Origin of the sequence: Maribellus luteus (genome assembly GCF_003576475.1) — a bacterium.
Classification (GTDB): Bacteria; Bacteroidota; Bacteroidia; order Bacteroidales; family Prolixibacteraceae; genus Draconibacterium; species Draconibacterium luteum.
In genome coordinates this window covers 203,635-217,052 of the sequence record NZ_QWGR01000003.1, presented here as the reverse complement: position 1 = coordinate 217,052, position 13,418 = coordinate 203,635, and the positions used below count along the sequence as shown (strand labels likewise).

7 protein-coding genes are annotated in these 13,418 nt (G+C 44.2%); 2 read left to right on the top strand and 5 right to left on the bottom strand.

Annotated features, from left to right (window positions below; all coding sequences use genetic code 11):
• Window positions 1–248: 248 nt before the first annotated feature.
• Together D1614_RS06480 and D1614_RS06475 are read left to right on the top strand one after the other, a co-directional pair.
• Window positions 249–2,555, top strand: a complete 2,307-nt coding sequence (locus D1614_RS06480) for a glycosyl hydrolase family 95 catalytic domain-containing protein (protein ID WP_175579269.1) — start codon at window positions 249–251, stop codon at window positions 2,553–2,555.
• Window positions 2,556–2,640: 85 nt separating this feature from the next.
• Entirely contained in the window at window positions 2,641–4,224 is a 1,584-nt protein-coding gene (locus tag D1614_RS06475; protein WP_119437089.1) for an arylsulfatase, read from the top strand.
• Between the two features lie 177 nt (window positions 4,225–4,401).
• Here D1614_RS06475 and D1614_RS06470 read toward each other — a convergent pair whose 3' ends face one another.
• The 5 genes from D1614_RS06470 to D1614_RS06450 all read right to left on the bottom strand — a co-directional run bounded on the left by D1614_RS06470 (window position 4,402) and on the right by D1614_RS06450 (window position 13,414).
• Window positions 4,402–6,297 carry a RagB/SusD family nutrient uptake outer membrane protein gene (locus D1614_RS06470; RefSeq protein ID WP_119437088.1) on the bottom strand — a complete coding sequence of 632 codons (1,896 nt, stop codon included), beginning with the start codon at window positions 6,295–6,297 and terminating at the stop codon, window positions 4,402–4,404.
• Between the two features lie 11 nt (window positions 6,298–6,308).
• On the bottom strand, window positions 6,309–9,422 hold the full coding sequence (locus D1614_RS06465) for a SusC/RagA family TonB-linked outer membrane protein (protein ID WP_119437087.1): 3,114 nt from the start codon (window positions 9,420–9,422) through the stop codon (window positions 6,309–6,311).
• A 569-nt stretch (window positions 9,423–9,991) separates the two neighbouring features.
• On the bottom strand, window positions 9,992–10,909 hold the full coding sequence (locus tag D1614_RS06460; RefSeq protein WP_119437086.1) for a ThuA domain-containing protein: 918 nt from the start codon (window positions 10,907–10,909) through the stop codon (window positions 9,992–9,994).
• A gap of 103 nt (window positions 10,910–11,012) precedes the next feature.
• Complete coding sequence (locus D1614_RS06455) at window positions 11,013–12,389, bottom strand: Gfo/Idh/MocA family protein (RefSeq protein ID WP_119437085.1); 1,377 nt, start codon at window positions 12,387–12,389, stop codon at window positions 11,013–11,015.
• Window positions 12,390–12,511: 122 nt separating this feature from the next.
• Window positions 12,512–13,414: a DUF6807 domain-containing protein gene (locus tag D1614_RS06450; RefSeq protein WP_119437084.1), complete on the bottom strand. Its 903-nt coding sequence runs from the start codon at window positions 13,412–13,414 to the stop codon at window positions 12,512–12,514.
• Window positions 13,415–13,418 lie beyond the last annotated feature (4 nt).

The following is a 13,418-nucleotide window of genomic DNA, read 5'->3' as shown; positions in this document are numbered from 1 at the left end:
TATTTCCTATGTACTAAAGAAAAAAGGAATTGAGATAAATAAAGGGGAAGGTTGATACTTCCCCTTTTGACTAGTTGAAAATCCATACTGAAAAATGTATCACCGCCGGAATATGTTTCATAGAGTGAATTTGCTTTTCGAATAAGAGGTGAGCATTTGTTATTTTCGTAAAATACTCTTCACTGCCAGGTGTTTATCGCGGGCATAGTATTTTTCAGAATAGAAGACTAAAAATGAATACGATAGAAATGAGAAAAACTAAACTTTGTATAGTTCTGACCCTCTTTTTCGTGCTGTTCTTACACGCGCAACAGGGAAGATCGGAAACAGAAAATGAACCTTATGGTCTGACTTTTAAACGAATGCCAACCACCTGGGACGAGGGCATTCCGCTCGGAAACGGTATGATCGGTGAATTGGTCTGGCAAAAGGACGGCAAGCTCCGCTTTTCTCTCGACCGTGCCGATTTGTGGGATTTGCGGCCGATGGAAAACTTAAGCAAGCCCGAGTTTAGTTTTAAGTGGGTGCAACAACAGGTAGAAGATAACAATTACAAGGCGGTGCAGCAGATGTTTGATGTGCCTTACGACCGGGCTCCGGCTCCTTCGAAGATTCCGGGAGCAGCCCTCGAGTTCGATCCGGTTGCTTTGGGCGAACTTCAGGAAATTACACTTTCATTGCAGAATGCGATTTGCAATGCGATCTGGAAAAACGGGGCGAAATTGGAAAGCTTTGTACATGCAACGCAGCCGGTAGGTTGGTTCAGATTCACGAATGTGCCGGATTCTTTTAGTCCCGAGCTTGTTGTGCCTCCCTACAGGAAAGAAGGTGCTGCCGGTGCCGACAGTCCGGTAACCGGGCAGGATTTGCAACGGTTGGGCTACGAACAGGGCAAAGTGAGCAAAGACGAGAACCGCATTGTTTATCGCCAAAAAGGATGGGGCGGATTTGAGTACGAAGTTGCCGTGGCATGGAAACAATCCGGCCAAACAGTGACCGGAGTATGGTCAATCAGCTCAACGTTTTCGGAAGAAAAAGGTGAGAAAAAAGCCAGTGAACTGGTGAGTGAATGTATAAAGGATGAAAGCTTTGATAAGGCATTTCAGACACACTCCGACTGGTGGCGAACCTTCCATAGCAAATCATCTGTTAGTATTCCTGATCCGGTTTTGGAAAAGCAATGGTACCTCGAACAATACAAATTTGGTTCGGTAGCCCGTGCCGATGCGCCACCCATTTCGCTGCAGGCGGTTTGGACGGCCGACAATGGCAAACTACCTCCGTGGAAAGGCGATTTTCACCACGACCTGAACACCCAGTTAAGTTACTGGCCGGCCTATTCGGCTAACCACCTTGATTTGGAAGAAGGGTTTATCAACTGGCTTTGGGACAATCGTGAGACATTCAGAAAATACACGCGGGACTACTTTTTAACTGATGGAATGAACGTTCCGGGAGTAACTACCTTGACCGGCGAACCAATGGGGGGCTGGATTCAATATTCACTGGGGCCAACGGTGGGCTGCTGGTTGGGGCAACATTTTTACCTGCACTGGAAATATTCAGGCGACGAAAAGTTTCTGCGCGAAAAAGCCTATCCCTGGATTAAAGAGACAGCGGTTTATCTAGAACAACTCTCGGTGAAAAATGCCGCAGGACAACGACAGCTTCCGCTGAGTTCCAGCCCGGAAATATTTGATAATTCGATGAAAGCCTGGTTTAAGCAAACCAGCAACTTCGACCTGGCACTTGTTCGGTGGACGTTTGGAAAAGCTGCCGAGCTCGCTTTGCAGCTAGGTTTACATGAGGAGGCAGCTAAATGGGAAACCCTTCTTGCCGAGTGGCCGGATTTTGCCCTTGACGAGTCAGGTGCCCTGGAAATTGCCCCGGGAGTGCCATATGTCCATTCACACCGGCATTTTTCGCATCTTGTTGGCTGGCATCCTCTTGGAGTTATCGATTGGTCGAATGGCGGGAAAGAACAGGCTATTATCAGAGAGACATTGAAAACGCTGGAAAATGGGAGTCCCGATTATTGGGTTGGCTACTCATATAGCTGGTTGGGAAATCTGTACGCGAGAGCCTTTATGGGTGACGAAGCGGCCCGAACCTTGCGGATTTTTGCCGAACATTTTTGTTTGCCAAACAGTTTTCACGCCAATGGTGACCAAACAAAACAGGGCTTTTCGAAATTTACCTACCGCCCATTTACCCTGGAAGGCAACTTCGCTTTTGCCGCTGGTATTCAGGAAATGCTGCTACAGAGCCACACCGGAACAATCGGCGTGTTTCCGGCTATTCCTGATGATTGGCAGAATGTCTCGTTCAATACATTAAGAGCGCAGGGTGGTTTTCTGGTGACGGCTCAGAAAGCAAACGGCAAAATAGCCAAAGTGAGTATTGCTTCTGAAAAAGGAGGAGTTTGTAAAATAAGCAATCCTTTTCCGGGGAAGACATGTCGCGTAAAATGCAGTTGGAAAGAAAGTGGTAGTTTAACCGGAGATACCTTGTCAATAGAAGTTCCTGCCGGGGAAACGATTGAGTTGATGGAGTAACAACAGGAACTAAGATTTCCACTCCTGAAGATTGGCTGTGTAAGCCAGAGTAACTTTAGAAAATGATAAATTAAAAGAAAATCCGATGTTGAAAAAAATAGTTCTGTTCTCAGCTGTAATCGCGTTGTTTCATTTTGGAAATAGCGCAAAGGCTGGTGAACCGAAGCAAAAGCCCAACGTAATTTTTATCTATGCCGACGATCTGGGACGTGGTATGTTATCGTACGAAGGGCAGGAAATAGTAAAAACACCCAATATTGATAAACTGGCAGACCGGGGACTGCGTTTTAACCAGGTTCGCGGCTGCATGTTTTGTGCTCCTGCGCGTGCCAGTTTGCTAACCGGTTACAACGATTGCCGCACCGACAAATGGAAAATAACCAGCGGCGGAGCTTATAAAAAGGTCTTCGCGGGTAAGGTTACTGCCGACGAAGTTTCGGAGGCATTGGATAAACAGGTGGGGCGTTCAGGCGATTCTATTGTTACCATGGCCGAAGTGTTTAAAAAGGCAGGCTATGTTACCGGGCAGGTAGGGAAACTGGAGTGGGGCTTTTCGGTTTCTTTTGAGGAAATGAAACGTCATGGCTGGGATTATTATTACGGCTATCTCGACCATGTGATGGCGCACGGTTTTTACCCGGCTTATATGTTCGAAAACGGCAAAAAAGTGGATATTCCCGGAAATACCCGGGAGGACTGTGGAAAGACCATCGAACGGGAAACACCGGAGGCTTTTAAAGAGCGCTGGAACATGGAAGGACGTGCGGTGTATTCGCAGAACTTGTTTCTGGATAAAATGCTCGGCTTTATCCGGGAAAATAAAGACCGTCCTTTCTTTTTGTATCACCCCACCCAATTGCCGCATGGTCCGGTGGCTGTGCCGGCGGTTCATCCCGATTTCGTTAACGATAACCGCCTGACGCAGATTGAAAAAGAATACGCGTCGATGGTGAAAATGCTGGATGAGCATGTGGGGGTGATTCTGCAGGAATTGAAAAAGCTGAAGCTGGAAAAAAACACCATCATTGTTTTTAGCGCGGATAACGGCCACGAAATTTATTATGCCCAGGAAGGCCGGATTGTTAAGCCTGTACGCAACATGGAAACGGGCGAGCGTTTCGACAATATCACCACAAAATTTTATTCCGAAATCGGAGGCGATGTATTTAACGGAAACGATGGAATGGCCGGTCTGAAATACGATAACTGGGAAGGCGGGCTTCGCGTGCCGCTGATTATTAAGTGGCCCGGAGTAACACCCAAAGGCAAAGCGGTGAATAACCTGGTGGCCAATTACGACCTTTTACCCACTTTTGCCGATTTACTGGGGGTTGAACTGCACGAGCAAAAAGACGGCATTTCGCTTTTGCCTATATTAACCGGCGAAGGAGCGGAAACCGAACACGATTATACTGTGAATGCCTCGATGTATGGTGGCACAATTGTGACCAAAGAGGGATGGAAGCTGCGGCATTATTACCCAAAAGATATCTTCCAATTGTATTACCTGCCCGACGACTATAAAGAAGAAAACGATCTGGCCACGAAATACCCCGATAAGATGGACGAGTTAAAGCAACTCCTGTTAAAAGAGTGCAACGGCGATTTAAGCCGGGGCTACTTTACCTATCAGAAATTTGTGCTTCCGATGGTTCAAATGGAGCCTTGATTCATAGGATTCTTTTTGTTGGGCAACCCCGGAAAGGAGAAGCATTGTTCTTTTTTTTCTAGAATGTAGAAAACGTTTTGGATACAAAAAGTAAGCGCTGTTTGTCAAACGACAAACAGCGCTTTTGATAAACACTAACTAAACGTTTACACTATATGAATGCAAAACACGTCATTTTTATTCAGTTGCATTTGGATCAACTATTGTTCCTTCGCCTTCTCCATCCTGCCAGTAAACGGGCTCGCGGTAAACTTCTTCTCCCGGATAACCTTTGTTTTGATTGATTGTACCCAAGGTGTTGGCGTTAATGGTAGCTGCAGGGATTGGCCAAAATGCCAAATGCGGAGCTGCACGATAAGTGTAGTGCGGAGCAACAACATTTTTCCCGTAGAATACGTTTTTCTCCATTACCCTGTCGTACCAGAAGTTATCGCTAGAGAAATTATCAAGATTATAGGTTTTTCCGTTGTAACATTGTTTTCCGGTTTGTGCAAGGATTAAAGCTATTCGTGTAAGCTCTGTTTTTCGTGGTTCTTCGTAGAACAATTCACGGGCACGTTCATCAAGGATGGTTCCTATGTTGATATCGCCAGCCGAGTATGGATCACAACCTGCCCGTTCGCGAACTTCATTTACATCGTCGGCCGCTTTTTGTTTTTCACCTTTCCAGAAATAGGCTTCGGCACGCAATAAATAGGTCTCAGCCAAACGATACATGTACCAGTCGGCACGTCCTCCATCTGGTTTAACCTGAGTTTCATCGGGCATAAATAGTTTATACCTTGGAAAACCAAACCACGAACGAATGGTATCAGGACAAAGAAGGCCTCCGTTGTCATCATATAGCTGGAGTTTCTTTCCATAATATGGATCTCCGTCTCTTTTCAAAGTGGGAGCGTTGTAAACCATATCCTCCATGTTTGTCCAGTTTTCTTCGTTGTGGCGCATATCTTTTGGGTCCGTCCAAATAGCCGTGTGATGGTACGAGGTTTGACGGCAACGGCCAATTCCCCTCCCATATAGGTTTATTTGATCTATTTCAACCGGGACACCTCCATAATTTTGCCCCAGAGGAATGTCGGTTAACCCGGTTTTTCCGCTTGGAGTTTTTATTCTTGAGCTAAACCAGTAAGGAACACACTGGCGCATAATTCTTGACCGCACACTGGCGTCAGCTTCGGTAAATTCTTCACGCGAGATAATGGTATAAATTTTCTCGCGGTTTTCAGCCAGGGCTTTATTTTCGCACTGATGTAAATCCCAAATTACATCCTTGTTAGGATCATCTTTATCAATTCCGAAACGTTCTGTCATTAAATGATGGTATCCATCGTTAATCACAGCTGAAGCAGCACTGATTGCTCCGTCGAAATCGCCATCGGCAAGGCATATTTTTGCCAAAAGATGATTACATGCTGCTTTGGTAACATCGCCCACTACACCGGTTTCGGCTTCTGTTTTTACCCACTGTGCGGCAAACTGCATGTCTTTTTTAATCTTTTTGATGATACTTTCGCGCGTACAAGTGTAAAAGTCGAGTACCGGCTGCTGAATTTCACCAAGAATTAACGGAACATCGCCAAATTGCATAGTAAGCCTGTAATAAGCCCGTGCACGGTGGAAATAGGCTTTCCCTAAAACATTGTTTTTTTCAGCTTCACTTGCATATTCGGCGTTGTCGATACGATTGATAACAACTCCGGCATATTTTACCTTTTTGTAGTTTTCAATCCAATACCAGCCAATTTTGTTATAGTCATTGCTGTTCAAATTTGCATCAGGTAATATTTGCGCGGGTAAGTCCATTGCCGGACCACTTTTATCGGTCGTTCCTTCAACTGCGACTTCCGAGAAAATACATTCTGTAATCATAGGCGTACCATCGCCGTACCATTCCCACATAATATTACGGTTAGCGGCAAGTAGAGCAGCTTCCAATCCTTCGGCATTCACAAAAGTATTTTCCGGTGCGTAAAACGATAGTGGCTTTGGCTCCAGGAACTCTTCGGTACAGCTTGTCCACATTAACACCATTACCAGTGTAATGAATGGAAATATTTTAATTCTTTTCATATCTATAATTTTTATAGGGTAAGGTTAAGTTTTAAAGTATAATACGACGGGGTGGTGTAACCGTTGTTTTCCGGGTCCATCCACGACCAGTTAGGCGCCCACACAAATGGGTTTTGTGCGATTAGTGATAATGTGCAACGCTGAACCTTAATCTTGTTTAGCACATTTTGGGGAATGTTGTAAGTTAAAGCAACATTGTCGATCCTTACAAATGAGTTCTTTTCATATACATTAAAACCTACAACAGTACCACTTTCAATACTAGCCCATTTGTTGCTTGGGTTTTCAGGTGTCCAGTAAGGAACTTTCATTGAAACTCCCCTGTCGTAGAATACATTTTGTCCTTTCAGATAATTGTTGGCTTTCCAGTATCCAAGATAAGAGTACATTTTTATCGATGCAGTCCAGTTTTTCCAGCTAAAATCATTACGGAAAGTAGCTCTGAATTTTGGTTTGGAATATCCTTGGAATATTTTGTCATCATTGGTAAATACTCCGTCAGTAGCATCAGCTATACCATCGCCGTCGGTGTCTTCTGTTAATTGGTCAATGATTTTATAATCACCGGGTGATAATGAATATTTTGCAGCTTCTTCTGCTTCATCTTCCTGCCAAATGCCGTCGGTCTCGTAATCCCAGATCTGATCCAGTGCATGACCAATAAACCATTTGTTGGTGGGGTCGTCGAGTTCCTTTCCGTTCTCATCCAAATCACCGTAAAGGCTTACAATTTCATTGCGGTTATGTGATAAGGTGAAATTTGAACTCCATTGAAAATCATTCTGATCGATATTGATAGAATTTAGTCCGAGTTCAAATCCGCGGTTGTCAACTTGTCCCAGGTTTGTAAATACGCTTGAATACCCTGTAATGTCTGGTAATTTACGCGATACCAACAGATCTCTGGTTTGCATCAGATAGAGTTCAAAATTACCTCTTAAGCGGCCGTTAAAAGTAGAGAAGTCAAGTCCAAAGTTGTAAGCACTGGTTCTTTCCCATTGCAGATCGGGGTTTGCCATGCGGTTAACGTACATGTACGAAGCATAATTGGCTGTACCATCTGTTGTTAATACTGTCCTTCCTGAATACAGGTCAGAAAGCGCTTCGTAACGGCCTACAGCACGGTTCCCGTTGGTTCCGAAAGAAGCACGAAGTTTTAACAGATCCATCCAGGATACATCAAAAAAGTCTTCATCGCTAACGGTCCAACCCAAAGCTACTGAGCCAAAATTGGCGCGGGGATGTTTTTGTCCGAAAGCAGAGTAACCGTCACGCCGGTATGAACCGGTAAACAGGTATCTGTCCTTATAAGTATAGTTTAAACGAGCCATAAGTGCATCGGCAGTACTGTACTGGTCATCGCTGCTGATTTCTTCATCCTTGGTACCGGCCCCCATATTGTGCCAACCCAAAACATCGTTCGGAAGGAATTCGCTGCGGTACATTCTTTCGCTCCAGTACTGGTATTTTTCTGCGTTTTGAACGGCTGTGAAATCAAAATCATGTTCTCCGTATGATTTGTTCCATTTCAGGATGTTGTTTACCTGCCATTCAAAAACATTACTGCGCGAACGGTTGGCATATCCACCGGCAGGAGCCCAGCCTGTATATTCCGAAGAGTAACTGTAAAAGTCCCTGTTCCAGTTAAAGCGAGTGATGTATTCAGACGTAAAGCTAAATCCATAAGGCAAGGTAAGAGTGCCATAAATTTTATTGTTGAGCGAATTGTAATCTCTTAAACGATCTGCAAAAACAATCTCGATATATGGATGTGATGACATGGAGGCGTTTCCCGAGGGGGCATATGATATAACATTTGTGTCGCCTTCATAAAATTCACTGTAAGGAGTATTGTACCATATTCTATCGGTATTGGCGGTATAGTTGCTCTCATCGCGAACCGAAAATGCTGTATTTATCCCAACTTTCAGGAAGTCGGTAACGGTTCCTTCCAGGTTTAAGCGCGAACGATAAGTTTCAAATTTCTCGTTATAAACGACACCTTCGTTGTTAACATATCCCAATGACCAATAGTACGATAAATTGTCGGTACTTCCTGAAAGGCTTATGTTGTAGTCTTGCCGTAATCCGGTTTGCAAATAATGATCGTACCAGTTAATCTCATTCCCGTTTTTATAATTATCTACTTCAACAGGCGAGAATCCAATGCGTTGCAGCCATATTTGAGTTAAGTCTGTTGCTTCAGATGAACCATCGTAAGCTTTCCATGCGTCTGCAGTAACACCATCGGGTAAATTATCGGGACTGTAATAGTATCCGGGTTTTCCTACCTGGCCACGTTGGTTTGCTTCAAAACCAGCTATTCTCCACTGGATAAATTCTTCACCATTCATTAAATCAAGATTGGCAGAAGAGCGCGTAGCCAGACCAACACTTGCACTAACATTAATGGTAGGTTTCCCTTTTTTCCCTTTTTTTGTGGTAATAATAATTACCCCGTTTGATGCACGCGAACCATAAATTGCTGCTGATGAAGCATCCTTCAAAATATCAAATGCATCAATGTCATTGGGATTGATATCGGCAAGGTCGCCATAATAGATCATTCCGTCAACCACAATTAAAGGAGCGTTTGCGCCCGACCCCCGAAGGTTTGTTTCTCCACGTACCTCCATGCTTGAGGCACTGCTGAGTCCTTTGGCACTAGTACTGAAATTAACATTCAATCCCGGAACATTTGCCCGTAAAAGGTCAGTCATGTTTGAAGTGGCTTCAGCTTCCAGTTTTTCCGCATCAACCTGTGTTACTGCTCCGGTAAGGTCTTTTTTCTTAACGGTACCATACCCGATCGCAACCACCTCTTCCAATCCTATAACATCGGGTTCCATGGTTACATTAACAATGGTTTGATTGCTAATTTCCACTTCCTTTGTTTTCATTCCAATAAATGAAAACATCAGAACTTTCGCATTTTCGGGTATTGAAATGGAATAAACACCATCGGTGTTGGTAATTGTTCCCGAAACAATTTCTTTGACTACAACGGTAACTCCGGGAAGGGGAGCCCCGCTATTGTCTATCACCTTCCCGGTAATAGTTTTTTGTGCCATAGCACTACTCATAATTGTAGTAAACACTACAAAAAGCAATAGTAGTTTTCTCATAAAGTTAGATTTAACGTTTATAATTTCGATGTAATAAATCCTCAAGATTTATTAACCAGGATAAAGTATTCTTTCAGTTAATTAACTGTTAAGAAGGATAGTAAAGGATTAGGTGTCAGTAGAAGATAAATATTTTTCCATAGTTTTATACAGTTTAGTTAAATGTACCGATTTGATTAAGCTTCATTAAAAAGGAGAATGTTACAGCATTTTCCTTTTTTCTTTCAATTCCCGTAGGTTATTAAAAACACATAGAAACTTTTCAACGTTTTTTCAAAAGTACGGCTGAAAATGATATGTTGCCAGTATGTGATTTGCAATGTTCAATACTATTTTGGCAATGTGAGAAGTAGGGAGCTTTTGGGATGTGTTAAGTAATGGGGCTATATTGCGCTGATCCATAGGGGGTGAAGATTGGGCAATTTGGAATTATTCCCCGTCAATGTTAGGAATGGCTGTAGTTTAACCGGAAGTAATTGAATTGAGGAGGTACACTATTATTTTACCAAAACTCTGACAGCGTTATTAAAAGAATGCTGCTGTCAGAGTCTTGTCAATAAGAAACTATTTTATTTCAAAGGAAGCGGCGAATCATCGCATTTAAAATCGCCAATGGCATATTGAGCGCCGTCTAAATAGAATTTTAGCAAACGGGCGTCTTCAAAGCTTTGGGCATTGTGCGATGGCGAAACATAAAATACCCGTCCTTTGCCGTGTTTCTTTATCCACGACACATAGCGGATATTATCGTCGATGGGCTTTGTTTTACCTGTAAGTTTATCGGTGTCCATTTGCAGCAATGGTCTGAAATTCTTTTTCTCATAAGCCTTGTTGAACAGGTAAGGCTCGTCAACATGGGTGAAAGCCTGTCCGTTAAAGGCCTTTACCAACGGATGATTAGGTTCTGCCAGTTCAAGGGTAACAGACTGCTGCCGGGGATGGTAGTCAAAGCTTCCTCCCACCATCTCGCTAAATGGCATTGAGTTGTTTTGCATGACAATCGCACCGTGAACGACCATTAATCCGCCACCTTTTTCCACGTAGCTTATCAGGTTGGCTTCCAGTTCGGCAGCTTTCTTTTTTACCTGTTCTTCATCCATGCTGGTATCTTCTTCCAGGGCATCCATAATCAGGTCGCGGCGCGGGCCTTTTGAGCAGGTGCTGTTTAGCACAAGCATGTCGTAATCCTTCAGGTTGCTTGCTTCAAAGCAAAATACATCTTTTGTTATTCGGGTCTCATAGGCTCCCGTTTTTTGCCCCAGCATTTTAATAACCTGGCTGGTATGAGGAATTACCCAGTGGTTAAATCCGGTAAAGCGATCAAAAATCAAAACTTTTCTGGTTTTTGCCGGCTGAACCTCGGCTTTTGCAGGGGCAAGTTTTTCTATTTTTTGTAACCACTCCGGAGTAAAATCAAAGGCTTCCTCCTGAGCACTGGCAGTTATCATGGCTGCCACAAGAAATAATAATAGTATGGCTTTTCGCATTTGTGTATTTATTAAAAACAAACACTGATAATACTGATTTTTTCGTATTTACTGATCTTCCGTGCAAATATCTTTACTCCGTATCATCAGTGTTCAATTCATATTAGCGTTTAATATAATCAGTTCCGTATGGGTAACGTTGCGGGCGGCTCAGCATGGAGTTGGCCAGGTCGTTGTTTTTGAAACGTTCTGTAGTTGGATCCCACTCCAGTACTCCCGGAATTTGCATGGCAATATCGCTTATTAAACAAACGGAACATGCACGGTGTCCTGTTTCCGCAGTACATATAGGCTGTTTGCGTGTTTTTATCGCATTTAACCAGTCGCCATGTTGTTCTTCACTCACATACAACTTAATCTCGTTGTCGCCGATTTTTTCTTCCAGAATTTTCGGATCACTGGCATTCAGTGCTTTCGAACTTTTTTCTTTCGAAACAGGATCGCTGGCCGAAGCGGTGTAACTGCCGCGCGATACAAAGATCCATCCGTTCTCTCCAATGTATTGAATGCCATTGGTATATCCGCCGCTGGTATAAACTGTAATGCCATTCGCGTACTCATGTTTTACCATAAAATCGCCGTGCACATTCCAGTCGCCCGATTTAGGGAATTCAGCAACCGCTTCAATCGAGATTGGTCCGGTATGTTCGGTGTCCATTCCCCATGCAGCGCTGTCGTAGTGATGTTGTCCCCAGCCGGTGATCATTCCTGCACCGTAATTTCTGTGGCGTAACCACCCCGGACGGCTGTAATCGTGTTGCGGGTGTACCAGCTTTTCTTTGTACTCTACTTCGGGTGTTGAGCCCAGCCACATATCAAAATTCAGGTTGGAAGGAATTGGGCCGGATTCAAAAACAGGCCCGCCGGGATCGCCCGGAAGGCCAATTTTTACCGTATGTATTTTGCCGATTCTTCCGTTGCGAACCAATTCGGCAGCAATGCGGAACTGCGGCATGGAGCGTTGTTGTGTCCCCATTTGCAGGATAACACCGGTGCGGTTTACAATGTCGCTAAGCAGTCGCCCTTCTTCTACAGTAAGCGAAGTTGGCTTTTGCAGGTAAATATCTTTTCCGGCCAAAGCAGCTTCAACAGCAGGCTGTGTATGCCAGTGGTCGGGTGTGCTGATTACTACGGCATCAATGTTAGGATCCAGAAGCAGTTCGCGGTAATCGCCGTACATTTTTACATCAACGGCATTGTTGCTGCCCGATTTTTTATTGTAGTAATCTTCGATACGTTTTTTCGAATCTCCCATACGTTTGCTGTCCACATCACAAACAGCCACAAAACGCGCCTGGTCGTATTTCAATGTTTCAGCGGTGTCGTGGTCGCGCGCAATCCGGCCACATCCGATCTGGGCCACATGAATTTTATTACTGGGTGCGCTGGCACCAAAAACGGAAGATGGCACGATGGTGGGAATTACCAGAGCTCCGGCAGTTGTTGCTGCCGCGTTTTTCAGGAATATTCTTCTTCTCATCTGTTATAAATTTTGGTTTGACTTTTTTCTTTTAAACTTTTAATTCACGATTGCTTTAGTTAGCAGCAAGAGGAATGAATGCTTTATTCTTCTATGCTAAAATTTATCATTTTCTCTGCTCACTATTCTTTGCTGTATTTTTCAAATTCTTCGGCAATACCGGCTTCCTTTTCATCGCCGCTGTGCACGATTACGCGGTATCGAAGTTTAATCTGATCGCCTTTTTTCAATTCGGTTGTTTGATCGTTTTCGGGCCAGTACATGGGTGTTGGAGAGAAGAAGCCATAGTCGCGGGTAAACCAGGGCGACGGATACCAATCGTTGGAAGGGTGTTGCAAAATCGCCATGCCTTCACGTTTCCCCATTCTTTCGCCGTTGCAGTCCATCCAGGCCGAGCGTTTCCCAAACGTACCATTGTCGCCTTTTTCGCCCGAATCACCTTCGGCATTTACCATTTTTCCTCCGCCAATAACGGCCAGGTCGGGATCCATTCTTCCGCTAAAAAACGAATGATTGGTTTTTTGAATGGTAACATCCATCAACATTTCCATGCTTACTTCAAAGTCGAGGAAAAATTTGTCGGGTGATGGCTGGCTTACGGTAATTCTCCTTCTATCGATAATTGGGGCATCGGCGCCGGGGCGCCGCCAGATACATTCGTTTTCAACCACGGCTTTTTCGCCGCCCGATTCAACAATGTCGGCACGCAGCGAAATTATTTGACCGCGTTCCAATCCTTCCTGCCAGTAATTGCCGCCGTTCACACGGTCGCAGCCAAAAAACAGGGAGCTGTGGTGCGGGTAGTTGGCATTTCGCATAGAAGTAACACTGGCGTTTGATGGGCCGTTTACCGGGAAAAAGAAGGGATACTTCTCGTATTCCGAAAGAATGTAGTTGGTAAAAAGATTTCCGTTGACTCTGAATTCAATTTTATCGCCAACCTTTTCGGCGGTAATTTTCTGTTGTGCCTTTGCGCTGCCAACTGCCACGCAAAAGATCAGTATGAAAAATAATTTTACGTTCATTCGT